We start from the raw sequence: 24,007 nt of genomic DNA on the forward strand, positions 1-24,007 counted from the left end.
TCTCCCGTCAATAAAGGACAACCCCTGCGCGACGGGGTTTGTTCCATTAAATCGAGGGTGGAGCGTTCCATTCTGTCAACATGAAAACGGGCTGCCAAAATGAAAACGGGCGGCGTGATGCCGCCCGTCGCTCCGTGCATGAGTTCCGCTAGTAGTTGTTGCAGTTCACGTCGCGCGGATTGCAACCTCCGCCGCCATCGCCTCGGAATCTGGGTTGGGCGTTACCGGGTTCTACCTGCTGCTGACTGTTGTTGCGGCGTTCGATGCGCTGCTGATTATTGTTATTGCGCTCGATCTGCTGCTGGCTGATGCTGTTGTTACGATCTATGCGTTCGCGGTCCCGTTCGCGCCGGTTGTTCTGATCCCTTTCGACCTGTCTCGCATTGTCGTCACGGCGCCGCTCGATGCGTTCCCTGTCAGGGTCGCGGCTCGGGCGTTCGATGACGATGCCATCGTTATTGTCGTAACGCGGGCGTTCATAGGTGTTGTAGTCACGCCGTGGCCGGCTGTCCGGTGTGTAACGATCCCTGTCGCGGTCACGACGGTAGGAATCGCGTTCCCGATAGAAAGAGCGATTGCGATAGTTGCGGTCCCAATAGGTTCCGAGTTCGAACGTCACCAGTGGAATGCCGAGCGAGCGGTAATAGTCCGGCTCGACATAAACGCGGCGCTGCTGATACTGCGCCTGGACATAACGGCCAGCGACCCAGCCGCGGCCATTATAGAAAGACACGTCGCACCAGGGCGTGTCGGCAAGGCAGCCATGAATTTCGAGCGCCGTGCCAACCGGAATGACCGTGACGGCAGGGTAGCGGGTGCTCGGCCCGGAGCGCATGTTGACATTTCCGGTCGCAAAACCTTCCGCAGCTTGCGCGGCGACCGGCAGCAGAAAAGCCGCTGCTGCTGCTATCGCCATCAGCGCTGATTTCAATGAATATCGTCGCGGTGTTCTCATCGGTTTCCATCCTATCCATCCGGCGTGGCTTCGCAGCTGCCGCCGCCCAGTTTGCTGCAAACACCGTTGTTTTACGTCTTTTTTGAGGTGTTGGTGCGTCCGTCAGCTACGTTCAGCACAAAGAAACGCCAAGACAGGCTGCTTCGTTCCGTCGATACGCGGCAATATGAATGGCACCGGAACAGGATGATCAAGTCACAGCTTTCCTGATTGGAAAATGCGCGGGAAGGAAGCACAGTTTGCGTGGGTTTGTGGGGAACCAAATCGGCACTGATGCGTTTTGGAATCATTGAAAAAGGAGCCCTGACCATGGTCGAAAAGAAATTCGCAGCTGTGCCCAATGATGGCGATGTAGCGGAGTTAGAAGCCAGCACGGCGAAAGCCGATCTCGAAAACCAGCTGGCCGATCTGCGTGCCGAGATTGCCCGTCTGACCGATTCCGTATCCGCCATCGGCAGCAGTGCCAAGGCGGTCGCCGCGTCGGAAGTCGAGGTGCTGACCGAACGGCTGCGTGACCGCATCCGGGAGGAACCTGTTTCCACGCTGCTGGCGATTGCCGGCGTTTCGTTCGTGATCGGCCTGCTCGCACGGCGTTAGGCTTGGCTTTCTGGGTGTTCCCGGCGAAACTTTCGAGTGCGAATGTTCGTCTATGATGGTTCCTGCAGGACGGGAACAGTGTCCGGTGAATTGGCGCCGGACACATTGGTCTCATGGCTATCGCTTGAATCGAGGTTTGGACCGTTAAGGAGCTGTTAACTATCGTATGGCTCAATCTGACGGCGGGGGGTGTCCTTGGATATCATCGGCATTCTCGCATGTAGACTGGCATGAAATCCGGATTTTCCGGAAGAAGGAGCAACGAGAAAGGCGCAGATGCCCCAAGCCTGACGGCAAAGGGACCGCGCCAGCCCGCAAAACGGGCAGGGTGAAATCAGTACGGTAGTTCATCCGTCTCAACCATTTTTGGAGACGAGCATGGCAGAGGTTATCAGACTGGAGGACCGCGTTGTGCGGGCACCGCCGAAACCATCCATGGGTCCGATTGCGCCAAGCAATGCGGTGATCCTGTTGTTTACCGGCATCCGCTACGAGCGGCTGGACGGTCATCCGGGCAGCACACCGGCTAAACCGGCTCCGGGCAGGGCAAAGAAGCATTGAAATCTGTTCAGCGCCTGGCAGCGATGTTTCGGGCTGACCAAATTATCGTGTTGAAAATTCCATTTTGAATTGAACATTTATTGGAGACGGCCAGCCGCCTCCGCGCCGCGAATGTGCCATTGCTCAAAAAGCTATCGCCGGAAGGGCTCACAGCTGGATTCGGCCAGGAAGTTGCGCACGGTTTCCTCATAACTATCCGTTGGCGCCAGGGCGCGCAGGACGGCATATCCTTCCTCATCCGGCATCTCCACCATGATCGACTGAGCCAGGCTCGCTGGCGGCGTCTTTCTGAGATCGACGAGCTGGATTGGCGTGGCCATGATCAGATCGAGATTGCCGTTGACCGCCGTATGGTCGTTCATGCTGAAAATTTCATTGGAATTGGCGTCGTAAATAGCAAGCGACCAGAAGGGCGCGGCGCCCTTGGCGACGAACCGGGCCGGGCCCGCATCCACCGAAAACCCGCAGACGGCGACCCGCAGGAATGGATCGTCGTTGGCAAGTCCCGTTGGCCCGGGTTCGCTGGTCAACGAAAAGAAACTATCCATCTCGTAGAGACCAAGCACCCGGCTATAGGCATCCTTTCCGGTAAATTGCGGCAGGGCCAGAATGATGACGATATGCAGCAGTGCCGCACCAACGAGACCGACCAGGATGGCAAAAAGCGCGCTACGCATCCGGGCACCCCGTCTTGACGATCTTCGGCATGGCGAGATCGATGAGGCCGGAGGACCCGGCCGTCGGGGTGTCGAGCAGGGTCAGTACCAATTTGAAGGCGCCAGTGCGGCGTATCGCCAGCCAGTTATCCGGCTGGGCGACCGGCGAAACATGGATGACGAAGGAACTGTCCGGTTTGCGCAGCACCGTCCAGGCATTGGTTGCCGCTGGCAGCTCAGGGGCGATTTTCATCGGCTGGTCGTTGGCATTGGTGGCGTACAGCGTCCAGAAGCGGGCGGGCGGGGTGATCCCGGCGATATCGTAGGTGCAGCTGGAGGTCAGCTTTTCCCCCGTGCTGTCCATGGCAGCGGTAAACTGCAGCCCTTCCGCTCCGCCATAGAGCAGCTTGCCGTCGCGCGCCCGGTGCGCCTTGGCATAGGGATCAGTATTTTCCGTCTGCGCCTCGGGAAAGGCGACCCATGGACCGAGCGCGATCGCCCCGAAACCGACCGTGGCTTTCAGGGCAGACACGGTTGAAACGATGCCGACGCCGAAGGCGACGGACAGGGCGAGAGCGATGAGGAGGGGGATGCGGAGCAAAGGCTTTACCGGGACTGTGCAGGGATTGGTGGGGAGAGGGATGCCGGAATGAGTGCGGCGGCGGTGTACCCCCCTCTGTCCCGGAGTGCCAGAGGGGGGCGACAGGGCAAGAGACCAGCCGCAAACACATCACCGCCCGCCATCCCTGCCTCCCTTGACGATGGTACCGGTCGGTTGCGGATCGAGTTCGGCGACTTTGCCGGGAGCGTCTGCCGGGACTTTCAGGGCGGGGGCGGTATCGAATTTTTCGCCGAGCGACTTCAGCATCCGAGTGACTTCCGAGGAGAGCGAACGGGGACGCACCAAAGGCGGCAGGGCATTTTCATCGGCGGGTTTTGCGGCGGCGACCGTCGCCGCTTTCTTCTTCGCGTCCGGTCCCGGCAGCGGATTGTCTATGCCGGGAATGGCTCTGTGCTCGATGCCTTGTTCCGCATAATCCATCAGCCGCTTGAAGGTGATGGCGGGGAGCGAGCCACCGGTCATGTTGTTGGTCGAGGTATAGTCGTCGTTTCCGAACCAGACGGCGGTGGTGTAATCGCCGGTAAAGCCGACGAACCAGGCATCGCGGTAGGCCTGCGTCGTGCCGGTCTTGCCACCGGCGACGATGCCGTTGTCGAGCGCTGCCTTGCGGGCTGTGCCGATAATCGGGATCTGGGTCAGCATGTAGTTCATCGAGGCATTGGCCTGCTCGCTGACCACGCGCTGGGCTGGCGGTGCGTCGCGATTGAAATCATAGAGAATATCGCCGTCATAATTGAGGATCTGGCTGATGCCGTGGCGGCGTGATTGCAGGCCGCCGGCCGGAAACACGGCATATGCCGTCGCCTGATCCATGACCGTGACTTCCGAGGTGCCGAGCGGCATGGTCTTGTCGGTGCGGATCGGCGTTTCGATGCCCATCTTCTTGGCGGTTTCGGCAATGATTTCGGTGCCGAGCGTATCCTTGGCGAGGCGCACCGGCACGGTGTTGATCGACTTGGCAATGGCGGTCAAAAGGGTGACGCGGCCGGAATAGCTGCCCTTGGAATAATTCTGCGGCGACCATCCGCGCCAGGTGATCGGCGCATCGCTGATGGTCGATTCCGGCTTGAGGCCTTTCTCCATGGCGGCCGTATAGGTGTAGACCTTAAACGACGAGCCCGGCTGGCGCAGCGCCTTGGTGGCGCGGTTGAACTGGCTTTCGCCATAATCCCTGCCGCCGACCATGGCCCGCACCGGGCCGCCATTCTCGATCATCACCATGGCGCCCTGCTTGACCTTGTAGGTCTCGCCATATTGCCTGAGGCTGGATTCGACGGAGTCTTCCGCCGCCTGCTGCAGGCCCATGTCGATGGTGGTGCGAACCACCAGCGAATGCTGGGCAAAGGGCGTGGCGATGCGCTTGGTTTCGTCAAAGGCCCAGTCGAGGAAGAAATCCGGCGCACTGACTTCGGCGCGGTCGATGACCGTTGCCGGGTTGAGGCGCGCGGCAATCACCTGGCCTTCGGTCATCAGCCCGCCCTGGACCAGATTGGTCAAAACCTCGTTGGCGCGGGCGCGGGCAGCCGGCAGGTTGACATGCGGCGCATAGCGGGCAGGCGCCTTGAACAGGCCGGCGAGCATGGCGCTTTCGGCCAGGTTGATATCGGTGATGTTCTTGCCGAAATAGAACTGCGATGCCGCTGCCGCCCCGAACGTGCCGCCGCCCATATAGGCGCGGTCGAGGTAGAGGCGCAGGATTTCCTTCTTCGACAGGTTGCATTCCAGCCAGACGGCAAGGAACGCTTCCTTGATCTTGCGCTCGATGGTGCGCTCGTTCGACAGGAACAGGTTCTTGGCCAGCTGCTGGGTGAGCGTCGAGCCGCCCTGAACGACGCCGCCGGCGCGCGCATTGATGGTCATGGCGCGGGCAAGGCCCAGAAAATCAATGCCGTAATGATCGAAGAACCGGCGGTCTTCGGTGGCAAGCACCGCCTTGACCAGCGTGTCCGGCAGTTCGTCGATCGGCACGGAATCCTCGTGGATAATGCCGCGATGGCCGATTTCGTTGCCGTAGCGATCGAGGAAGGTGACGGCAAAATCGCTCTGTGCCCGCCAGTTGCCTTTGGTGTCTTCAAAGGCCGGAAGCGCCAGCGCCAGCATCAGAACCGAGCCGACCGTGCCCCAGGTCATGCCTTCGCCAAGGACCTCGAACAGCGCCTTCTTCCAGCCGCGCATGCGAAAACGGCGGAAGAAGATGGTGAGATCCTCCCACCAGACACCGAGCCGGAAACCGGCATTCCAGACGGTGGAATCAATCCACGAATCGATGCGCAGCAGGATATGCCGCTTCCTCGGACGGTCGTCCTTCGGGACGCCGTTTTCAGGGTTCGGGCTGTCGTCTTGGCTTGGATCCTGCAATGCGGTCGCATCCTGGTGGCTTCAACTCCCATCCGATATTTGCATGGGCCGGGTTTCTATTCTACGCCGATATCGATAATGAGCCTTAAAAAACCGGCAATGTTTTGTAAAAATGTCGCCGAAATCCAACTGATGGAAGAATAAAAATTATGGGCGAACAGCCCTTCTGGAAGACGAAAACGCTGGCCGAGATGACGGGCGCCGAATGGGAAAGCCTGTGCGACGGCTGCGGGCTCTGTTGTCTCAACAAGCTGGAAGATTGGGATACGGGCGAGATCGCCTGGACCAATGTCGGCTGCACATTGCTGGATGGCGAGAGCTGCCGGTGCAAGGACTATCCCAACCGGCAGGCGACGGTGCCGGACTGTATCCAGCTGACGCCGGAAGAGGTGGAGACGCTGAGCTGGCTGCCGCCGACCTGCGGCTACCGGCTGGTGCGCGACGGGATCGATCTCTACTGGTGGCATCCGCTGATCTCAGGCGATCCGGACACGGTGCATCAGGCCGGCATTTCGGTGCAAGGCCGCACGGTGTCGGAGGACGATATCGATGTCGAGGATCTGGAAGACTATCTGGTGACCTGGCCGTTGACCGTGGGTGAGCGCGCCGAGCGGTAAAGCCTATTCTGCCGGAACCGCCGGTGTCAAAAGACTTTTCGGTGCGACATTGCGCCAGGCGGTGTCCATCACGTGGCCGATGACGTCGTCTTCGGCATCGGCGAAATAGACGGATGTCCAACCCTTCAGGCCCCAGCCGCCGGGAACCGCAGCACAGACACCGGGCTCGGTTTCGAGAAACAGTTTCTGCTGGTCTGGCGTGAACTTGACGACGGCGCGGCCTGCTTCCGGCAGGGACATGAAGATGCGCTTGCCGACGCGAAAATCGCGCTTGCCGAAATGAGCGCTTTCAACGGCGCCCGGCAGGCCCAAAGCCCGCTTTTCCAGGTCCTCGGTTCTCATGGGGAAAGTGTAACACGCTCGGGAAAATGCACAAAATACAAGAAAATAATCCTAATAGGAAAATAATCCTTGACGGCGTGACGGTCATTTGATAGGTTTATGGCACAGTCGGAAAAGTGGGTGAAGCGGGAAGCTTCATCCGGCTTTGACGCTCTCTTGAAGAGCACACCATCCGCCGTTCGCCCCGAAGGGCTGCACACATTCAAGGATCATTTTGTCATGTCTGAACTGGATTTCGATCCGGCGCTGTTTGGCCTGTGGCCGAAGGCGGCGGTCTATGACGGGTGGCCTGCCGGTGAAGCCGACGCGGCACTTGAGGACGTCGCCCGGCGGGTAATCCTCGAGACCAAGGCGGAGACCGTGTCGCCGCTTGACGATCTGCAGGACATGCTGAACGGCATGACCAGGGAATTGCGCGAACAGATGCAGCAGTTTCAGCGGCTGCGGCGGCTGGCCGACGACAAGGCTGAAGCGGCAGGCGAGGAGATCGACCGCAAGCTGATCCAGGCCGACGCCAAGGCCAGCATCGAGGCGATGTCGGTGATCGTGCGGACGCTGGAAAAGATCGACAGCCTGCAAAGGACGATTGCGCATGACCGCCATGTGATGGCCGAACAGGACTTCGACGAGGCGGCATTTGAAAAGCTGCAAGCGGAGTTCGAAGCCCGAATTGAAAGCCGAGCACAGGATATCGTCCGTGAGCGTGAACAAGATAAAGCGAGAGAAGCGGCGGCAAAAGGCGCTGATGCAGAGTGTTCGTCTGCCGGGCCCGCCATCGGCAATGCCAAATCAAGCGGGCCGTCCTGAGCGAAACCGCGCCAAGACGTTGAGCGTCAAAAAGGATGAGATCGAAGCCTTTCGCGGCACCAAAATGGGCTGGACATTCGATGCCCACAGCACGACGGAACGTTTATTGACACGGCTGGAGGTTGGTCTGCTGCGGGATGATCGGGTGTCGATTTCTGCCGGTGAGGAGGATCGCGATGACGATGCAGCATCCATTTGCGAAGGCCGTGAGCTCATCTCTGATTCAGTGGACGGTCAGGCAGGGCAGACAGCGGAAACGGCTGCCGGTACCGAAGTGCCTTTCTCACAGCCTCATCCGGACGCAGGCTTGCCGGATTGCGATGTGCAGGTGGCGCGCACGTTCAGGAAGAGGAAAGCTTTACAGTTCCACCGTCTGCTTGGTGCCTGGAACCATACTGCCCGCTCCGAACAGAAGCCGCCCGAGGGCGACTGGCGGGTCTGGCTTTTGATGGGCGGGCGCGGGTCGGGCAAGACGCGGGCAGGGGCTGAGTGGGTGCAGGAACTGGCGGCCGGGAAGACCGCGCGGCCGGGACTGCGGATCGCGCTGGTGGCCGAGACGCTGGGTGATGCACGCGAGGTGATGATCGACGGCGTCTCCGGCATCTGCCGGATCGCGCGAAGCAGCCGGCCGGATTTCGAGGCCTCACGGCGCCGGCTGGTCTGGCCGAATGGCACGGTGGCGCAGATCTTTTCCTCGGAAGATCCGGAAAGCCTGCGTGGACCGCAATTCGACTATGCCTGGTGCGACGAACTCGGCAAATGGAAACACGGGCAGGAGACCTGGGACATGCTGCAGTTTGCACTCAGGCTGGGTGATCATCCGCGCGCACTGGTGACGACGACGCCAAGGCCTGTGCCGGTGCTGAAGGCGCTGATCACTGACCCCGGCACCACGACGTGCCGGATCAGGACCGGCGACAATGCCGGCAATCTGGCACCTGGATTTCTGTCGGCGATGGCAGGGCGCTACGGCGGCACGCGGCTCGGACGGCAGGAACTCGATGGCGAGATGATCGAGGACCGCGAGGATGCGCTCTGGTCGCGCACGGGGATCGACGCATTGAAGCTACGCGATACCGGGCCGCTGACGCGTATCGTCGTGGCTGTCGATCCGCCCGCCGGCATGGGCCGGGAATCCTGTTGCGGGATCATCGTGGCGGGACTGGACCGGAGCGGGCGCGGCGTCGTGCTGGCTGATTGTTCGGTTGAGGGCGCAAGCCCGGCCGGATGGGCAGGCGCGGTGGTGCGGGCCTACAGGCGTTTCGATGCCGACCGGATCGTGGCCGAGGTCAACCAGGGTGGTGACATGGTGTCTGCGGTACTGCGCGGCATCGATGCGCAACTGCCGGTCACATCCGTCAGGGCATCGCGCGGCAAATGGCTAAGGGCAGAACCGGTGGCGGCACTCTACGAACAGGGCAGGGTGGTGCATGCCGGGTCGTTTCCGGCACTGGAAGATCAGATGTGCGATTTCGGGCCGGATGGCTTGTCATCCGGGCGCTCGCCGGACCGGCTGGATGCGCTGGTCTGGGCGCTGACGGCACTGATGCTGGATGGCGGCGGCGAGCCGCGGGTCAGGGGGATTTGAGGTGGCGGCAATGATGCGGCGCGTCACCCCACCCCGGCACTGCGTACCGACCCTCCCCGTCAAGGGGAGGGTGAAAGGGCGGAATTATTTAGCTGATGCCGTCGCGGATGGCTTGGGCGTTGTCGACGCGGTTTCGCGGATCTGGCGCCACTCGTTTTCAAGGCGTTCGAACTGGGCCTGAGAGATCTGCTGGGCTGGCATGGGCGATCCTTTCGTCAATTTTTAGTACCGCTCGGTAACGCGATTGGTTCCGGAAAGGTTGCATCGACAGGTGAAATAATCCGGACGGGCGCGGTCAGCGCTTGTTGTCTTCGGCCGTGGCGGATTTCGGTATTTCCGACGCGTTTGCGCGCATCTGCTGCCAGGCGCTTTCGAACCGGTCGAGGATATGCTGCGGTACCGTCGAGCGGTTGGTGTCGGCTTGGATTTTACTCTGCGCGTTCATTCGATCCTCCTCGATCAATCGCAAAATCATTTTGCTGACTTCAGTTTTCATATCTTAAAGCCAAAGTAAATCAGGGCATTAAACAGTTTAAACGATTTAAATTAGTTAAATCGATTTAGAGTCACGACATTTTTTCAGGTCTTGTGACTGTAAGCGGAGTGTAAATGGTGTTTGCGCGAAAAACCTTCTTCGATGCGGTGCGCGTTTCCCTGTTCGACGGTGTCTTGAAACGGCGCCAGGTGGCGGGGCTGACGGCGATTCTCGATGGTGTCAGCGATGTTCGCGAGATCGATGACCGCTGGCTTGCCTATATGCTGGCGACCGCGCATCACGAAACCGGCCGGACGATGCAGCCGGTGCGCGAAACTTTTGCCGCCAGCGACAGCCGGGCGATTGTGGTTCTCGACAGCGCGTTTGAAGACGGCAGCTTGCCATCCGTGTCGGCGCCATACTGGCGGCGGGACGCGGAGGGGAAGACCTGGCTGGGGCGCGGGCTGGTGCAGCTGACGCATAAAATCAACTATGAAAAGATGGCACTGGCAACCGGGATCGATCTGGTGTCCCGGCCGGAGCGGGCGATGGAGTTGAGCGTTGCCGTCGACATCCTGTTCATCGGCATGGAGACCGGCACGTTTACCGGGCGCAGGCTAGGGCAGTATTTCTCCGAAAGCACAGAGGACTGGGCCGGCGCCCGGCGGATCATCAACGGCCGCGACAGGGCGGAACTGGTTGCAGGCTACGGCAGGCGCTATCTCGCGGCGATCCGGCAGGCCGGATGAAGGAGTGACCGAAGGCGGGGGCGGAAGCCCGTTCTTTTCGTGGGCTTGCCCCTTGCCCTAGCCCTCTCCCCGTGAACGGGGAGAGGGGACGATAGAGGTTGCCGCATGTCCCTTCACCCTGTTGGCGGGGAGAAAGTGCCCGACAGGGCGGATGAAGGGCTGTTCTTCCCACGAACCGCAGACAATCAAGGAAATTGATCCGATGAAAAATCCATTCCGTCTGCCGTGGCATCGCCCGGCAGAGAACGAGAGCGTGCGCGAAACCAAGACGGCATCGGGTTTTGTCGCGATTGCGCAGGAGGGGCGCGCGCACTGGACCGGGCGGTCCTATGCAGCCCTTGCCCGCGAAGGATTCATGCGCAATCCGGTGGCGCACCGGGCGGTGCGGCTGATCTCCGAAGCTGCGGCAAACGTGCCGCTGCTCGTTTACGAAGGTGTGCAGGAGCGCAGCGGGCATCCGGTTCTTTCGCTGCTGGCCCGGCCGAACGGCCGGATGGGCGGACATGATTTCCTTGAGACGCTCTATGGCCATCTGTTGCTTTCCGGAAATGCCTATGTCGATGCGGTCGAGCTCGGCGGCACGGTGCGCGAACTGCATCTGCTGCGGCCGGACCGGGTCCGCATTCTCGAAGGGCGTGACGGCTGGCCGGAGACCTATGAATACCGGGTCGGCGCTCTGGTGCGGCGGATGTCCGCCGGCGAAGACGGGCTTCTGCATCTGAGGCTGTTTCATCCGCTCGACGATCACCTTGGTTTCCCGCCGCTGGCGGCCGCGCAAATGGCGCTCGATCTCTCCAATGCGGCAGCGACCTGGAACAAGGCGCTGCTCGACAATTCGGCCCGGCCTTCCGGCGCGCTGGTTTACCAGCCGAAGGAGGGCGGCAATCTGTCGGCTGACCAGTATGACCGGTTGAAGAGCGAACTGGACGAAGGGTATTCCGGCCCGATCCGTGCCGGGCGGCCGCTGCTCCTGGAAGGCGGCCTCGACTGGAAGGCGATGGGGCTTTCGCCCAAGGACATGGATTTCGTCGAGGCAAAGAATGGCGCGGCACGCGACATCGCCCTTGCCTTCGGTGTGCCACCGATGCTGCTCGGCATTCCCGGCGACAATACCTATGCCAATTATCAGGAGGCCAACCGGGCGCTCTACCGTCTCACCGTCCTGCCGATGGTTTTTCGCACGGCTGCGGCACTGTCGGGCTGGTTCTCCGGGCGATCGGGCGAAATGCTGAAGCTGGTTCCGGATCTTGATCAGGTGGCCGGGCTGACCGGCGAACGCAGCGAGGTCTGGGCGCGGATGAAGGACGCGGATTTTCTCACCGACGAGGAGAAGCGGCAGGCGGTGGGGTATTGAGGCGGGCTGTCACGGCTGCGGCTGCCCTGGTTTTGTCAAGCAGATCAGATGGTTCACTGAATGCCCGGAATCGATTTCCGCTGTTTTTGAATCAATCTGTGACGGGCTTGAATCGATCTTTGAAGATCGGCGGCCAAGGGATTCAAAAGAATCAGCAATCCGTGGGCCTGACGCAGCGGCAGGCATCGCCTGACCTCGTGGAACGAGGCAGTGGCGCGCCAATCAAGTGCAATTCCGATAATAGCATCAAGGACTTAACAAATGGCTGATTTTGGCAATGATCCGGGCCTGTGGGCCGCCAAGGGTATCGGCTCTGCGGCTGGGGCTGCGGTGTCGCTGATCTACATGTTGCCGAAGGGCAAGCGCGAGGCTGCCTCGCGCTTTTTCACCGGTCTTTCCTGCGGCCTGATTTTTGGCGGCCCGGCGGGGCTCTGGATTGTCAGCAAGCTCGGTATCGCCGGGAGCCTTTCGGGTGCGGAGGTTATGGTGACGGGATCGGCGGCGTCCAGTCTTGTTGCCTGGTGGGTGATGGGAGCGGCGGTGCGGGTGGCCGAGCGGTTTGGCACACGGCCGGATTAGGTCATGTGTCATGTCCGGCTGCCATCCCGGGCGGATCGAAAGCCCCGCCCGGGTGTGTTCCTTCCGCATCGCATCCTGCGTCGGTCCACGGCCGTCCCTCGAAGACGACCCGGATCGAGATAGACCGGAGCTGCCGACGATCAACCCCGGGCTTTGAATAATTTTGACGGCGTGGCGCTGACGTTCAGCTGCCCGCTTTTCGTCCACTGCATTTTCAACCATCGGAGAGAGACCATGACGACCGACAGGATGCCTGTCTGGCGAACGCAGAAGTTCGCCAATCTGACGCTTTCCGGGGTGACCGGGGAGGGGCGGTTTTCCGGCTATGCCAGTATTTTTGGCGAGGTCGATCTCGGCAAGGATGCGATTTCGCCCGGTGCTTTTCAACAGTCGCTGGCGCGGCGTGGCGCTGGCGGCGTGCGCATGCTGTTCCAGCACGATCCCGGCGAACCGTTGGGTACGTGGAAGACCATTCGCGAGGATGCGCGTGGGCTCTATGTCGAGGGGCTTTTGTCCCCGGGCGTCGCGAGGGCTCGGGAGGTGCATATGCTGATGAAGGCGGGTGCGCTCGACGGGTTGTCGATCGGCTTCCAGACCGTCAAGGCCAGGACCGACGGCAAGAGCGGGGTGCGCCGCATCCTCGAAGCCGATCTCTGGGAAATCTCGATCGTCACCTTCCCGATGCTGCCATCGGCACGGGTGTCGAACGTCAAGAATGCGCGGTTCTTTCGCGACACGGAAACGGAGCTCGTGCGCACGATGCGGCGGGCGGCCCGGTTGATAAAACTCTCTGACAGAAGGACAGGCCAATGAACGACACGAGCAACATGGCGCCCCAGAGCAAGGTCGCCCCGGAAATCAAGACGGCGCCGGAGACGATGACCGCAGCCTTCGAGGATTTCATGGGTGCCTTCGAGGCCTTCAAGGAAACCAATGACCGGCGGCTGGGCGAACTGGAAAGCAAGCTGACGGCCGATGTCATCACCCGCGACAAGATGGATCGCATCTCGCGCACGATGGACGAGCAGAAGCGGGTGATCGACCAGCTGGCGCTGAAGAAAGCGCGGCCGGCATTGGGCCGCGGCGGCGAAACAAGCCTGGAGACGATGGAGCACAAGGCGGCGTTCGAAAGCTATATCCGCCGCGGTGACGAGCAAGCATTGCGGGAGTTGGAGGCCAAGGCATTTTCCACCGGTTCGGCCAGCGATGGCGGCTATCTGGTGCCGAACGAGACCGACACGGAAATCGGCCGCAGGCTTTCGGTGGTGTCGCCGATCCGGGCGATGGCGACGGTGCGGCAGGTTTCTGGGGCGGTGCTGAAGAAACCGTTTGCACTGGCCGGCATGGCAACCGGCTGGGTGTCAGAGACGGCAGCACGTCCGCAGACCACCACGCCGCAGCTGGCCGAACTCTCGTTTCCGACCATGGAGCTTTATGCCATGCCCGCGGCAACGGCGGCCCTTCTTGACGATGCGGCTGTCGATATCGAGAACTGGATCGCTTCCGAAGTCGATATCGCTTTTGGCGAGCAGGAAGGCACGGCCTTCGTGTCCGGTGACGGTACCAACAAGCCGAAGGGCTTTTTGAGCTATACCAATGTGGCGGACGCGAGCTGGAGCTGGGGCAATATCGGCTATATCGCAACGGGCGCTGCTGGCGCCTTCAAGGCGAGCGGACCGTCCGATACGCTGATCGACACCATCTATGCGCTGAAGGCCGGGCACCGGCAGAATGCAGCTTTCGTGATGAACCGCAGGACGCAGGCCGAGATCCGCAAGTTCAAGGATGCCGACGGCAATTATCTCTGGCGTCCGCCGGTGGTGGCCGGCCAGCAGGCCTCGTTGATGGGCTTTCCGATCGCGGAGGCCGAGGACATGCCGGATATCGGCGCCAGCAGCATGTCGATCGCCTTAGGCAACTTTGCCGCCGGCTACCTGGTTGTCGATCGCACCGGGGTCCGGGTGCTGCGCGATCCCTATTCGGCAAAGCCTTATGTACTGTTCTACACCACCAAGCGAGTTGGTGGTGGAGTGCAAAATTTCGAGGCTATCAAGCTGATTAAATTCGCGGCATCTTGAATACGCGTAAGGCTGCCCTTTCTGAAAGGGTGGCAGCCCATTCGCGCCGCGGTCTTCCCTGCCGCAGTGCGCGAGGGGTGGACGCAGCTCCCCTCCCGCTGCGTCCACCCAATTTCTCGCCCAACAGCCTTATCGACGGAGATATCCATGACTATCACCGAACTGGCGCCGCCGCTCGGCGAGCCGCTGACGCTTGCCGAGACGAAGGCACATCTGCGTGTTGAAACCAATGCCGACGATGCTGTCATCACCGGGCTGATCCGCACCGTGCGCGAGCACCTGGAGCGGCAGACCGGGCTTTCGCTTCTGACGCGGACCTTCCGGCTCTATCTCGACGACTGGCCGCCGGCACGGGTGATTCAGATTGGCAGGGGGCCGGTACAAACAATTGAAGCCATTACGGTTTATGACGCGGCAGGCGTGCCTGTTGCTGTCGATACCGCTGGTTTCGTGCTCGACGGTCGGGCCCGTCCGGCGCGGCTGATCCTGCCCCGGCAACCGCAGCCGGGGCGAGTGATCAACGGCATCGAGATCGATTTTTCAGCCGGTTTCGGGGCGACCGGTGCGGAAGTGCCGGACACGCTGAAACGGGCGATGCTTCTCCATGCGGCTCTGCTCTACGAGTTTCGCGGCGCGGTCTCTCCAGACAGCCAGCCGGCAGCGGTGCCTGCCGGTTACGACCGGCTGATCGCACCCTTTTGCCGCAGGGGGCTTTGACCATGGGCGCCGTCATCCTTGATCCCGGGCAATTTTCGGAGCGGCTGGACCTGGAGATGCGGGCCGACGCTCGCGATGGTCACGGCGGGATTGTGCCGGGTTTTGCGCCGGTGACCTCGCTCTGGGCGCGGATCGAGCCTGTCGCCGCCGGCGAGGAAGAGCGGGCGGACGCGGAGGTGTTTACCGTGACGCACCGTATCTGGATCCGGTTTCGCGAGGATATCGCGGCCGGCATGCGCTTTCGCAAGGGGACGCGGGTTTTTGCAATCCGGGGATTTCACGATCCGGATGAGACCCGGCGTTATCTGGTCTGCCGCTGCATGGAGGATGGACGATGAGCGCTGCAGGGGCCTTGCAAAAGGCGGTTTTCGGACAACTCGCCGGTGACGCGGCATTAAAAGTGCTGATTGGCGCCGACGGGGTTCACGATCATCTGCAGGCACGGTCGCACCGGCCCTGCGTTTTCATCGCCGGCATCGACAGCCAGGATGCATCGACGGCGAGCGAAGCGGGGGAAGAGCATCTTGTCACGCTGGAGGTGCGTACCGGCGAAGGCGGCAATCGCGTGGCGGAAGAGATTGCCGCGCGGGTACGCGCGCTTCTGAACGACGTGCCTCTCGTTCTGGCCGGGCATGCTCTGGTCAGTATTTTGCATCGGCGCACAAGGGTTGGCCGTAATGCCAAGGCCAAGGGGCATGTGGCGGAAATGGTCTTTCGTGCCGTGACCGAGTGAAGTTTCGCGGTCGCGAAGTGTGCGTTCGTCGGCGTCCCTGCGGGCGCTTTTTTTGTTTCCCAGAAGGATGAAGACATGGTGGCGCAGAAGGGGAAGGATCTTCTCTTGAAGATCGACAATGGCGGCTCTTACCTGACGGTGGCGGGGCTGCGCTCGAAGCGGCTGGCGTTCAACGCCGAGACGGTGGATGCCACGGATGCGGAATCGGCAGGGCGATGGCGCGAGCTGCTGGGCGGGGCGGGCGTACAGCGCGCCTCGGTATCGGGTGCCGGTATCTTCAAGGACCAGAGTTCGGATGCGCTGGTGCGCGCGGCCTTTTTCAACGGCTCGATCCTCAACTGGCAGATCGTCATTCCGGATTTCGGCACGCTGACCGGGCCGTTCCAGGTGACGGCGCTGGAATATTCGGGCCAGTACAATGGCGAGATCCTGTTTGAAACGGCACTGGAATCGGCCGGTGCCCTGACCTTTGCGGCGCTGTGATGACCGGGCGCAACACGGGAGCGGCGGGCCGGGCGAACCGGCATCGTGGCGAGGTGGAAGCCATCATCGATGGCGAGCGGCGCATCCTTTGCCTGACGCTCGGCAGCCTTGCCGAACTGGAGACGGCGTTTGCCGCCGATAATCTGATGGAGCTTGCGGCGCGATTTTCCGCCGGGCGGCTGAAGGCCGAGGATATGATCCGGATCCTCAGCACCGGCCTGCGCGGTGGCGGCAACCTGGTTTCCGATGAGGATGTCGCCGTGATGAGCATGGACGGTGGCATTGCCGGCCTGGCGCGGTTGACCAGCGAACTCCTGGCGGCGACCTTTGGCGGGGCGGAGGACAGCGCAAACCCTTGAAAGCCGCAGCGGGCAAGGAGAATGGTTTGCCAGCCCCGTTTCCGTGGGGGCCGTCGATCCATGCCGGGCTTTGCCTTCTGCGGCTTCCAGCACAGGATTTCTGGTCGATGACGCCGCGCGAGATGCAGGCCGCCTTCGGCGGATTGCGGCCTTCCACCGCAGTTCCGGATCGCTCCGGGATGGAAACGCTGATGGCGGCGTTTCCAGACTGAGATGGCGAGCACTCTTTTTAAGGAGATAATGATGGAACGCGACGAGATCGGGTTTTCGGCCGCCGTCGACGATGCGGATGCCTTGAAGGATGTGCTCGACGATCTGGAACGGCGTTCGCGCTCGTTCGGCTCGGCGCTTACAGGCGCCTTGGCATCGGCGACGCGGGGTGGCAAAGGGCTTGAGGATGTGCTGCGCAGCGCCGGGCTAAGGCTGACGGACATCGCGCTGTCAGCGGGGTTGAAGCCGCTCGAAGGGCTGCTCGGATCGGCGATCTCCGGGCTTGCCGGGAGCCTCAGCGGCGCGACGGCTTTTGCCGATGGCGGCGTGCCGGGCAGGGTGACACCGTTTGCTGCAGGCGGTGTCGTCTCGACCCCGACCTATTTTCCGATGGATGGACAGATGGGGCTGATGGGCGAGGCTGGATCGGAGGCGATCCTGCCGCTGAAACGTGGTTCCGACGGATCACTCGGTGTGGCGTCTTCCGGTGGAGGTGCTGCGATGAATGTCGTCTTCAACGTGACGGCGCCGGATGCACAGAGTTTTCGGAAGTCGGAGGGGCAGATTGCCGCGATGCTGACACGCACGGTGGGGCGCGGGCGGCGGGGAGTATGAGAGCGGGTTTGCTTTTGTTCGCGTCATGCGCCACGCCCCAAGACCATTCGCGGGGCAGCTGTGGCCGCTTAGTAGTTAATCGCACGCATATAAACGACAGGTCGTCCATCGCGAACTACAGCAACCCCTTCGTGTCCATACAGTGGCCCGCGCTCCTCGCTGCGACACCTCCAAAGTCGATCACCTGGCAACATTTCACTAAGCAGCGGGGCAAGCTCTGCCTCGGGATTGTTGACAGCGTCGATGAAAGCCTGCGGGAAATTATCAATCCGACCTCCCATGAACTGTATCATCCAGTCACGAAAGCCAGGCGGGCTGATTTCATTAACCAACTCCAGCCCTGTGGGTTCGAAAACTATCTTCAAATTACTGTTCATGAATTGACCCATAGCATGACGCAGTTGCCACCCCAACAGAGGTTGCGGGGGATGGGCGATCGAGGTCGCCGCTTCCAAATAGGCGGAGAGGGCGAGAGACGCCGCTACCTTTCCGTTCGCACTTCCTTCGGGGCCAAGCTTGCCGACAAGCAAACGAGAGGCGAGTGCCACACGCACTCCTCCCGCAACCCCTGAAGACATTCCGCCAAACGATTCCACGATAAGCAGAAGCGGCACAGCCTGGCTGGTAAGATCCGCTCTGGACGGTATCGGCGGCTATCCGAAGATCTGCCCGAGGGCAATGGTGATGAATTGAAGTGGACGTCGCGGGTGAGCCTTCGACGACGATCACCAAGCCGGCGGCAATTGAGCAATTCGAGATTGACGGTGTCTACAGCCTGACCCCCGAAAAGGTTGGCCGACACCGTTTGTCTGGAATGAAGCCGGGCTTTGCGGCCCGGTTCCAACATCACCAACCACCTTTGGCGCAGTCAGGCCAGTGACGCCCAGCGGCACACACCGTCTTCGGTGGAGGCGATGTAATTCTGCATTTTACAAAAGGAGAAATGAATGGTCACCAGTATAGTTACCACATCGGGAAACACGACCTGCATGGATTTCGGTTCGAACCCATTGCACGGCTATGTTGGCGGAAGCACGCCCTACGGCTTGTGGGTGGATGGCCCCTTGCATCCATGGCGCGATGCAAACGGAACGCCTACGTTCATCACCTGCCATTCCGAAGGGTACCGTTACAATGTTGTCTCCGACTGGCACAACGGTGCGACCTGGACCAACTGGAATGCAGGCGTGCACTGGAACTCCCCCAGAGATACCACTGAAGGTCATTATGCGAACCGTCACTGGATCATGTCCCCCTTCGCTCGTGGCTCACTCGTGGTTGGCTTGACACATCACGAGTTCTATCAATCATCCAAGACGGTCGGCGGGGTTGCGGGTTTCAACTCCCACGCCCATGGGTTCAATACGCGCTGGGTCAACACAATTGGTTATGTGCGCTCCATCAATGATGGTCAGGCATGGACAATCCCGAATCCTGGGGACTACGGCCAAAATCATCACAATGTTCGCTGCGTGTTGATCCCGGAGCCGTGGTCTTATCAGTCTCTCGACACCGCCTATGGCTTCCTGCATCCTTCGAACATTGTGAAGGAAGGCAATTATTATTACGCCTTCGTGGAGGTTCGGAACCTGCCAGGTAATACTACGCTGCTTGATAACGGCTTCACAATAATCCGTACGTCGAATCTTGACGCCTCGGTGGGCTGGCAATTCTATAACAACGCGAACCAATGGGAGACGGTCAACCACCAATACTACCAGGGAAACATTGCGCCGCAGCAACCGAAGATATTCCTCAAGGTATCTGGGTATAATCCCTATACCATGCACGATCAGCACGGGCGCATGGCGCAGACCATCCGATATCATGTTCCCACGCAGAAATGGCTTTTGTTCGGCTATACCGGTCTGCAGGCGAATGGCTTCTGCTACTGTGTATCGGATACTTTGGCTAATCCGCAATTCGAGGCGAACGGGCGCCGTATGATTAGCCTCGCTGGCGGTGGTGCGATGAACGAATATCACAACAATCATTACATCGGGGTGTTCGATCCAAATTCTCAGGATCAGAACTATCAGACAATCCTGGGCAACAGCGCTGTGGTCATCACGGCTGATGAAGCTGTTCGCTATAAAATAGGCACGATCCAGATCACCTGATTGCTTCCGCGAACACACTGGACGCGTCATGCCCTTAAGGGCGTTCGTTCGCTTTTCATACGGGTCCGTTGATTGCGATATCAGCGGGGCAGAGCGATCTCTGCCCCGCGACGAAACGATAGCGCGAGGGAAATCGTTATGGGTAGAAATGGACGATGCAGGGGAATGTTCGATGAAGATCAGCCCACTGCGTCATCAAACTGTTTGAGATCGGTGGGGTCTACCCGTTCCCCTTGAAAAGGCTTGCCCTTCATTGAAGAGATTGATCGAGGCCGTCGCTTCTCAATAGACCGCGAGGGCGAGGGAGGTCGCGACTTGGCCGCCTCTCATTCACTTCGCGGAAGGTAGCGGGCAGGCGAACGTCGCCGCCGATACTGCGATTCCTAGAGAAGCCCTCCCAATCGATTCCACACACACTGGAAAACACCATGGCAACAGGATTTCACGAGGTCCGGTTTCCCTTGCGCCTGGCTTTGGGCACGAGTGGCGGGCCGGTGCGGCGGACGGATATTGTCAGCCTTTCGAACGGACGCGAAAACCGCAACCGGCGCTGGCGTGATGCGCGCCGGCATTATGATGCGGGTTCCGGGATCAGGTCGATCGGCGATCTCTATGCGGTGCTGGAATTTTTCGAGGCGCGGGCGGGGCAGCTTTACGGGTTCCGCTTTCGCGATCCGCTGGACTTCAAATCTTGCGCGCCGGGTGGGGGCATCACAGCGCATGATCAGGCGATCGGCACCGGCGATAGTGTGGCGGCCACGTTCCAGTTGGTGAAGACCTATGGCGATGCGGGCGGCGCGAGTGTGCGTGAGATCGCCAAGCCGGTTCCGGGGACCGTGGTGATTTCGGTTGGTGGTGTTTTGGCAGCGCCCGCCGATTTTACGCTCGATGCGGCGACCGGGCGGGTGACATTCCCGCCATCGAAAATTCCGGCGAGCGGCGCTGTCGTCAAGGCGGGGTTCGAGTTCGATGTGCCGGTTCATGATCTGCGCTTTGACGGGACCGATTTTTGGGCGGCCAGCGGTTTCCAGGCGGCCGACAGCGAGGCGGCGAGCGGGCTTTCCGTCGAGGCGGGCGAGGTTGCCGGCGGGTTTTCGAGCGTTGCGATCAGCGAAGCGGATGTGATCGCTGGACGTTATGACGGCGCCAAGGTCGAGGTGTTCCAGGTGAACTGGCAGGCGCCGGACCAGCGCATTCTGCTGCGCGTGCAGGAGATCGGCGATGTGGTGCGCGCGGGCGGCGCCTTTCGCGCCGAGCTGCGGCGGCTGACGCATCGGCTGGATCAGGTGCAGGGGAGGATTTACGGGCGGCGTTGCGATGCCGTGCTGGGCGATGGACGCTGCAAGGTGAATTTGAGCGATCCGGCCTACCGGGGCAGTGGCACGGTTGCCGCTGTTCTGGGGGAGACGCGGATACGGGTGACCGGGGTCGATGCGGCGGTGGCGGGACACTACCGCTATGGCATGTTCCGCTTCGTTGGCGGTGCGAATGCCGGGCATGGCTGCGACATCGAGGATCATCGCAAGGACGACGACGGGGTGACGTTTTCTCTGTGGCTGCCGCCGCCGTTGCCGTTGGCGGCGGGAGATCCGTTCACGGTGACAGCGGGGTGCGACAAGAGTTTTTTCACCTGTGGCGGCAAATTTGCAAACCGGCTGAATTTTCAGGGTTTTCCGCATATGCCCGGAACGGATTTTGCCTTCGGTTATGCGGATGGCGATGCGGTACATGACGGGCGGGCTTTGTATGAGTGAGGTTATCCGGAAAGATCACCCGACCCCGGCGCGGTGCGCCGTTCCTCCCTCTAAATGCGTGGGTAATGGCGCCGCATTCGCAGACCGGATCATTTCGGTCGCCCGGAGTTGGATCGGCACGCCGTACCGGCATCAGGCAAGTCTGAAGGGTGTCGGTTGCGATTGTCTGGGCTTGGTGCGGGGCGTCTGGCGCGAGATACATGGTTCCGAGCCTGAATTACCGCCAGCGTATCAGCCGGACTGGGCGGAGCGCAGTGGCGAGAACCGGTTGCGTGATGCAGCGCGCCGGCATTTTGGTGCGGAGCTGCCGGTGGCGGAGATGCGGCCGGGCGATCTGCTGCTGTTTTGCTGGCGGCCGGATCTGCCGGCCAAACATGCGGGAATTGTCAGTGCCTCCGACAGGTTCATTCATGCCTACGAACAGGCGGCGGTGATCGAGTCGGCGCTGGTGCCGTCGTGGCGCCGGCGGATTTCCGGAGTATTTCGTTTTCCCGAAAAGGTCTGACGATCATGGCAACCATTCTTCTACAGGCGGCGGGCGCTGCTCTTGGCAGTGTGTTCGGCCCGGTTGGGGCAGCACTTGGCCGGGCGGCCGGGGCGTTGGCCGGATCGGTCATCGACCGCTCGATCATCAACGGCATGACGACTGTCTCCGGCGCCCGGCTGGGCGATGCACGCATACCCGGTGCCGAGGACGGAACCGCGATCACCCGCGCCTATGGCACGGTGCGCATCGGCGGCACTTTGATCTGGGCGACGCGGTTCGAGGAGGAAGTGCGGGTCGAGCGGCAGGGCGGCAAGGCGAGCGGGCCGAGGGTCGAGACGTTTCGCTACTACGCCAATTTCGCCCTGGGGATCTGCGAGGGCGAGATCGCCTGCGTGCGCAGGGTCTGGGCGGATGGGCGGGAGCTGGATCTGACCGGGATCGAGATGCGGGTTTATCGCGGCACAGGCGGACAATTGCCCGACCCGCTGATCGAGGCAAAGCAGGGTGTGGGAAAAGCGCCGGCCTATCGGGGGCTCGCCTATGCTGTGTTCGAACGGTTGCCACTGGATGGTTATGGCAACCGGCTTCCGGTGATCCAGTTCGAGGTCTTGCGGCCGGTTGGCGCGCTGGAAAAGCAAATCCGGGCTATAACGATCATTCCGGGCTCCAGCGAGCACGGCTATGACCCGAACGTTGTGAAGGAAGAGACAGGGGCGGGTGCGAGCCGGCTGATCAACCGCAATATTTTTCATGCCGGTTCTGACTGGTCTGCCTCGATCGATGAATTGCAGGCATTGTGCCCGAACCTCGAGCGCGTGGCACTGGTGGTGTCGTGGTTCGGAACGGATTTGCGGGCAGGCCAGTGCCGGATCGTGCCCGGCGTCGAGACGCCGGTACGGCGGGGGGAAAGCCGGCCCTGGTCCGTGTCGGGCATTTCGCGCGGTGGTGCGCGGTTGATCAGCCACAATGATGGCGGCCCTGCCTATGGCGGAACACCGAGCGATGCGAGCGTGGCGGCGGCAATCGCCGATTTGAAAGCTCGGGGGCTGAAGGTCTATCTCTATCCTTTCGTGATGATGGACATCGCGGCCGGCAACGCGCTGCCCAACCCTTATGGTGGAACGGGGCAGCCGGCCTATCCGTGGCGGGGGCGAATTACCGCGCATCCGGCACCGGGACTGGTGGATAGTGCCGACAAGACAATGGCGGCGCGCACGCAGGTGGGTGCGTTTTGCGGCGCTGCCACGGCGGGAGATTTTTCCTTTTCCGGGACGTCGGTGGCGTCGCTGTCTGCAGGCGAGGGGTACCGTCGGTTGGTGCTTCATTATGCACTGCTGGCGAAGGCGGCGGGTGGGGTCTCCGGGTTGATCATCGGCTCAGAATTGCGTGGTTTGACGCAGTTGCGGGATGACGCGGGCGCGTTCCCGTTTGTCGAGAAGTTGGTAGCGCTTGCGGCGGATCTTCGGGCCATTCTCGGGGCGGGCACCAAGCTGACCTACGGGGCGGACTGGAGCGAGTATTTTGGTTACCACCCGCCGGACGGCTCAGGCGAGGTGCTTTACAATCTCGATCCGCTCTGGGCCTCGCCGGATATCGATGCAGTCGGGATCGACAATTACATGCCTTTGTCAGACTGGCGCGACGGCGACCTCACTCGGGGCAATCCGGATGACTTCCGGTTGGCAGAGGATGCGGAGGCGATGCGGGCCATGGTCGCGGCCGGTGAGGGCTATGACTGGTATTATGCCAGCAGCGGCGATCGCCGGGATCGCATACGCACGCCGATTACCGACGGGCTGGCGGGAAAGCCGTGTGCGGCTTAGCACGTTCCTTTGGGAATTACGCGGATGGACTTGTGTGGAGCGCCAATTATACCAATTATTCGCAATGCGTCAACTTTTTATAGTGGTGGTTTTGACGATAAAACGTCGCGAATTTGAAGGAGCGCACTCAGGCGCGGACGCAAAAAATGCACTATCCGATTCGCCTTTGATTCGCGACAGCGATGTAATTTTCCACGAAAAGCACAAAAAAACCGCCTGTTCGACGGTTTTTGGCTGGTTCAGCAAAATAAATTGTTTCTTTGACCCAAACGGCCTTGAGGGCTGTGGCCTGCTCGCGGGAGGCCTTCCGCTCCCACGGACCAACGGGCGACGTTAACTATTTCCCCGTCCAAGGCGTGCCGGTCCCG

At 61.1% G+C, this 24,007-nt stretch carries 27 protein-coding genes and 1 pseudogene; 21 read left to right on the plus strand and 7 right to left on the minus strand.

What is annotated here, in order from left to right; all coding sequences use genetic code 11:
* Positions 1-148: 148 nt before the first annotated feature.
* Positions 149-931 carry an SH3 domain-containing protein gene (locus R6X40_RS10055; RefSeq protein ID WP_412178364.1) on the minus strand — a complete coding sequence of 261 codons (783 nt, stop codon included), beginning with the start codon at positions 929-931 and terminating at the stop codon, positions 149-151.
* Positions 932-1,264: 333 nt separating this feature from the next.
* Here R6X40_RS10055 and R6X40_RS10060 point away from each other — a divergent pair, with 333 nt between their 5' ends.
* Both R6X40_RS10060 and R6X40_RS10065 read left to right on the plus strand, forming a co-directional pair.
* On the plus strand, positions 1,265-1,552 hold the full coding sequence (locus R6X40_RS10060) for a hypothetical protein (RefSeq protein ID WP_318413096.1): 288 nt from the start codon (positions 1,265-1,267) through the stop codon (positions 1,550-1,552).
* Positions 1,553-1,930: 378 nt separating this feature from the next.
* The gene (locus R6X40_RS10065) at positions 1,931-2,113 is read left to right on the plus strand and encodes a hypothetical protein (RefSeq protein WP_318413097.1); all 183 of its coding nucleotides are present in this window, start codon (positions 1,931-1,933) and stop codon (positions 2,111-2,113) included.
* A gap of 131 nt (positions 2,114-2,244) precedes the next feature.
* Here the strand turns inward: R6X40_RS10065 and R6X40_RS10070 are convergent, their stop codons facing one another.
* The 3 genes from R6X40_RS10070 to R6X40_RS10080 form a co-directional block, all read right to left on the minus strand.
* Positions 2,245-2,790, minus strand: coding sequence for a DUF1254 domain-containing protein (locus R6X40_RS10070; protein WP_318413099.1), 546 nt, complete (start codon positions 2,788-2,790; stop codon positions 2,245-2,247).
* On the minus strand, positions 2,783-3,370 hold the full coding sequence (locus R6X40_RS10075) for a DUF1214 domain-containing protein (RefSeq protein WP_318413100.1): 588 nt from the start codon (positions 3,368-3,370) through the stop codon (positions 2,783-2,785). The genes R6X40_RS10070 and R6X40_RS10075 overlap by 8 nt, the downstream gene beginning before the upstream one ends.
* Positions 3,371-3,499: 129 nt before the next feature.
* Positions 3,500-5,749, minus strand: a complete 2,250-nt coding sequence (locus R6X40_RS10080) for a transglycosylase domain-containing protein (protein ID WP_318413101.1) — start codon at positions 5,747-5,749, stop codon at positions 3,500-3,502.
* 149 nt (positions 5,750-5,898) lie between these two features.
* On the opposite strand from R6X40_RS10080, the gene R6X40_RS10085 reads away from it, so the two are divergent.
* Complete coding sequence (locus R6X40_RS10085) at positions 5,899-6,366, plus strand: YcgN family cysteine cluster protein (RefSeq protein WP_318413102.1); 468 nt, start codon at positions 5,899-5,901, stop codon at positions 6,364-6,366.
* A 3-nt stretch (positions 6,367-6,369) separates the two neighbouring features.
* Here R6X40_RS10085 and R6X40_RS10090 read toward each other — a convergent pair whose 3' ends face one another.
* Positions 6,370-6,708 carry an MmcQ/YjbR family DNA-binding protein gene (locus R6X40_RS10090; protein WP_318413104.1) on the minus strand — a complete coding sequence of 113 codons (339 nt, stop codon included), beginning with the start codon at positions 6,706-6,708 and terminating at the stop codon, positions 6,370-6,372.
* Between the two features lie 99 nt (positions 6,709-6,807).
* Here R6X40_RS10090 and R6X40_RS10095 point away from each other — a divergent pair, with 99 nt between their 5' ends.
* Both R6X40_RS10095 and R6X40_RS10100 read left to right on the plus strand, forming a co-directional pair.
* Entirely contained in the window at positions 6,808-7,515 is a 708-nt protein-coding gene (locus R6X40_RS10095; protein ID WP_318413106.1) for a hypothetical protein, read from the plus strand.
* Positions 7,516-7,579: 64 nt separating this feature from the next.
* The gene (locus tag R6X40_RS10100; protein ID WP_412178365.1) at positions 7,580-9,103 is read left to right on the plus strand and encodes a DNA-packaging protein; all 1,524 of its coding nucleotides are present in this window, start codon (positions 7,580-7,582) and stop codon (positions 9,101-9,103) included.
* Positions 9,104-9,398: 295 nt separating this feature from the next.
* Here R6X40_RS10100 and R6X40_RS10105 read toward each other — a convergent pair whose 3' ends face one another.
* Positions 9,399-9,548, minus strand: coding sequence for a hypothetical protein (locus tag R6X40_RS10105; RefSeq protein WP_318413109.1), 150 nt, complete (start codon positions 9,546-9,548; stop codon positions 9,399-9,401).
* A 164-nt stretch (positions 9,549-9,712) separates the two neighbouring features.
* Here R6X40_RS10105 and R6X40_RS10110 point away from each other — a divergent pair, with 164 nt between their 5' ends.
* The 12 genes from R6X40_RS10110 (at position 9,713) to R6X40_RS10165 (ending at position 17,455) form a co-directional block, all read left to right on the plus strand.
* On the plus strand, positions 9,713-10,327 hold the full coding sequence (locus R6X40_RS10110) for a hypothetical protein (protein ID WP_318413111.1): 615 nt from the start codon (positions 9,713-9,715) through the stop codon (positions 10,325-10,327).
* Positions 10,328-10,529: 202 nt separating this feature from the next.
* Positions 10,530-11,681 carry a phage portal protein gene (locus R6X40_RS10115; protein WP_318413112.1) on the plus strand — a complete coding sequence of 384 codons (1,152 nt, stop codon included), beginning with the start codon at positions 10,530-10,532 and terminating at the stop codon, positions 11,679-11,681.
* A 261-nt stretch (positions 11,682-11,942) separates the two neighbouring features.
* A complete protein-coding gene (locus R6X40_RS10120) occupies positions 11,943-12,260 on the plus strand; it encodes a DUF6107 family protein (RefSeq protein ID WP_318413114.1) in 318 nt (105 codons plus the stop codon).
* Positions 12,261-12,494: 234 nt separating this feature from the next.
* The gene (locus R6X40_RS10125; protein WP_318413116.1) at positions 12,495-13,073 is read left to right on the plus strand and encodes an HK97 family phage prohead protease; all 579 of its coding nucleotides are present in this window, start codon (positions 12,495-12,497) and stop codon (positions 13,071-13,073) included.
* Positions 13,070-14,338: a phage major capsid protein gene (locus R6X40_RS10130; protein WP_318413117.1), complete on the plus strand. Its 1,269-nt coding sequence runs from the start codon at positions 13,070-13,072 to the stop codon at positions 14,336-14,338. The genes R6X40_RS10125 and R6X40_RS10130 overlap by 4 nt, the downstream gene beginning before the upstream one ends.
* A 147-nt stretch (positions 14,339-14,485) precedes the next feature.
* Entirely contained in the window at positions 14,486-15,055 is a 570-nt protein-coding gene (locus tag R6X40_RS10135; protein WP_318413118.1) for a phage head-tail connector protein, read from the plus strand.
* Positions 15,056-15,057: 2 nt separating this feature from the next.
* Entirely contained in the window at positions 15,058-15,393 is a 336-nt protein-coding gene (locus R6X40_RS10140) for a phage head closure protein (protein ID WP_318413120.1), read from the plus strand.
* Positions 15,390-15,788: a DUF3168 domain-containing protein gene (locus R6X40_RS10145; RefSeq protein WP_318413122.1), complete on the plus strand. Its 399-nt coding sequence runs from the start codon at positions 15,390-15,392 to the stop codon at positions 15,786-15,788. The genes R6X40_RS10140 and R6X40_RS10145 overlap by 4 nt, the downstream gene beginning before the upstream one ends.
* Before the next feature lie 75 nt (positions 15,789-15,863).
* Complete coding sequence (locus R6X40_RS10150; protein WP_318413123.1) at positions 15,864-16,271, plus strand: phage major tail protein, TP901-1 family; 408 nt, start codon at positions 15,864-15,866, stop codon at positions 16,269-16,271.
* Positions 16,271-16,630 carry a gene transfer agent family protein gene (locus R6X40_RS10155; RefSeq protein WP_318413125.1) on the plus strand — a complete coding sequence of 120 codons (360 nt, stop codon included), beginning with the start codon at positions 16,271-16,273 and terminating at the stop codon, positions 16,628-16,630. The genes R6X40_RS10150 and R6X40_RS10155 overlap by 1 nt, the downstream gene beginning before the upstream one ends.
* Positions 16,631-16,656: 26 nt before the next feature.
* Positions 16,657-16,842: a rcc01693 family protein gene (locus tag R6X40_RS10160; RefSeq protein WP_318413126.1), complete on the plus strand. Its 186-nt coding sequence runs from the start codon at positions 16,657-16,659 to the stop codon at positions 16,840-16,842.
* Positions 16,843-16,873: 31 nt separating this feature from the next.
* On the plus strand, positions 16,874-17,455 hold the full coding sequence (locus R6X40_RS10165) for a phage tail tape measure protein (RefSeq protein WP_318413269.1): 582 nt from the start codon (positions 16,874-16,876) through the stop codon (positions 17,453-17,455).
* 68 nt (positions 17,456-17,523) lie between these two features.
* Here R6X40_RS10165 and R6X40_RS10170 read toward each other — a convergent pair whose 3' ends face one another.
* Positions 17,524-18,003, minus strand: coding sequence for a hypothetical protein (locus tag R6X40_RS10170; protein ID WP_318413128.1), 480 nt, complete (start codon positions 18,001-18,003; stop codon positions 17,524-17,526).
* Positions 18,004-18,402: 399 nt separating this feature from the next.
* On the opposite strand from R6X40_RS10170, the gene R6X40_RS10175 reads away from it, so the two are divergent.
* From R6X40_RS10175 to R6X40_RS10190, 4 genes and pseudogenes are all read left to right on the plus strand, one after another.
* Positions 18,403-19,575, plus strand: coding sequence for a hypothetical protein (locus R6X40_RS10175; protein WP_318413130.1), 1,173 nt, complete (start codon positions 18,403-18,405; stop codon positions 19,573-19,575).
* A gap of 428 nt (positions 19,576-20,003) precedes the next feature.
* Positions 20,004-21,329 carry a TIGR02217 family protein gene (locus R6X40_RS10180; protein WP_318413132.1) on the plus strand — a complete coding sequence of 442 codons (1,326 nt, stop codon included), beginning with the start codon at positions 20,004-20,006 and terminating at the stop codon, positions 21,327-21,329.
* On the plus strand, positions 21,289-21,834 hold the full coding sequence (locus R6X40_RS10185; RefSeq protein ID WP_318413133.1) for an NlpC/P60 family protein: 546 nt from the start codon (positions 21,289-21,291) through the stop codon (positions 21,832-21,834). The genes R6X40_RS10180 and R6X40_RS10185 overlap by 41 nt, the downstream gene beginning before the upstream one ends.
* Before the next feature lie 5 nt (positions 21,835-21,839).
* Positions 21,840-23,627, plus strand: a pseudogene (locus tag R6X40_RS10190) (glycoside hydrolase TIM-barrel-like domain-containing protein); the annotation flags it as partial.
* Positions 23,628-24,007 lie beyond the last annotated feature (380 nt).

This window comes from Rhizobium sp. PL01 (assembly GCF_033447125.1).
Lineage (GTDB): Bacteria > Pseudomonadota > Alphaproteobacteria > Rhizobiales > Rhizobiaceae > Pararhizobium.

Coding starts and splice junctions, on each gene's coding strand:
- R6X40_RS10060 (WP_318413096.1), top strand. CDS start 1,265: ATGGTCGAAAAGAAATTCGCAGCTGTGCCCAATGATGGCGATGTAGCG.
- R6X40_RS10065 (WP_318413097.1), top strand. CDS start 1,931: ATGGCAGAGGTTATCAGACTGGAGGACCGCGTTGTGCGGGCACCGCCG.
- R6X40_RS10070 (WP_318413099.1), bottom strand. CDS start 2,790: ATGCGTAGCGCGCTTTTTGCCATCCTGGTCGGTCTCGTTGGTGCGGCA.
- R6X40_RS10085 (WP_318413102.1), top strand. CDS start 5,899: ATGGGCGAACAGCCCTTCTGGAAGACGAAAACGCTGGCCGAGATGACG.
- R6X40_RS10090 (WP_318413104.1), bottom strand. CDS start 6,708: ATGAGAACCGAGGACCTGGAAAAGCGGGCTTTGGGCCTGCCGGGCGCC.
- R6X40_RS10095 (WP_318413106.1), top strand. CDS start 6,808: ATGGCACAGTCGGAAAAGTGGGTGAAGCGGGAAGCTTCATCCGGCTTT.
- R6X40_RS10100 (WP_412178365.1), top strand. CDS start 7,580: ATGGGCTGGACATTCGATGCCCACAGCACGACGGAACGTTTATTGACA.
- R6X40_RS10105 (WP_318413109.1), bottom strand. CDS start 9,548: ATGAACGCGCAGAGTAAAATCCAAGCCGACACCAACCGCTCGACGGTA.
- R6X40_RS10110 (WP_318413111.1), top strand. CDS start 9,713: ATGGTGTTTGCGCGAAAAACCTTCTTCGATGCGGTGCGCGTTTCCCTG.
- R6X40_RS10115 (WP_318413112.1), top strand. CDS start 10,530: ATGAAAAATCCATTCCGTCTGCCGTGGCATCGCCCGGCAGAGAACGAG.
- R6X40_RS10120 (WP_318413114.1), top strand. CDS start 11,943: ATGGCTGATTTTGGCAATGATCCGGGCCTGTGGGCCGCCAAGGGTATC.
- R6X40_RS10125 (WP_318413116.1), top strand. CDS start 12,495: ATGACGACCGACAGGATGCCTGTCTGGCGAACGCAGAAGTTCGCCAAT.
- R6X40_RS10130 (WP_318413117.1), top strand. CDS start 13,070: ATGAACGACACGAGCAACATGGCGCCCCAGAGCAAGGTCGCCCCGGAA.
- R6X40_RS10135 (WP_318413118.1), top strand. CDS start 14,486: ATGACTATCACCGAACTGGCGCCGCCGCTCGGCGAGCCGCTGACGCTT.
- R6X40_RS10140 (WP_318413120.1), top strand. CDS start 15,058: ATGGGCGCCGTCATCCTTGATCCCGGGCAATTTTCGGAGCGGCTGGAC.
- R6X40_RS10145 (WP_318413122.1), top strand. CDS start 15,390: ATGAGCGCTGCAGGGGCCTTGCAAAAGGCGGTTTTCGGACAACTCGCC.
- R6X40_RS10150 (WP_318413123.1), top strand. CDS start 15,864: ATGGTGGCGCAGAAGGGGAAGGATCTTCTCTTGAAGATCGACAATGGC.
- R6X40_RS10155 (WP_318413125.1), top strand. CDS start 16,271: ATGACCGGGCGCAACACGGGAGCGGCGGGCCGGGCGAACCGGCATCGT.
- R6X40_RS10165 (WP_318413269.1), top strand. CDS start 16,874: ATGGAACGCGACGAGATCGGGTTTTCGGCCGCCGTCGACGATGCGGAT.
- R6X40_RS10175 (WP_318413130.1), top strand. CDS start 18,403: ATGGTCACCAGTATAGTTACCACATCGGGAAACACGACCTGCATGGAT.
- R6X40_RS10180 (WP_318413132.1), top strand. CDS start 20,004: ATGGCAACAGGATTTCACGAGGTCCGGTTTCCCTTGCGCCTGGCTTTG.
- R6X40_RS10185 (WP_318413133.1), top strand. CDS start 21,289: ATGGCGATGCGGTACATGACGGGCGGGCTTTGTATGAGTGAGGTTATC.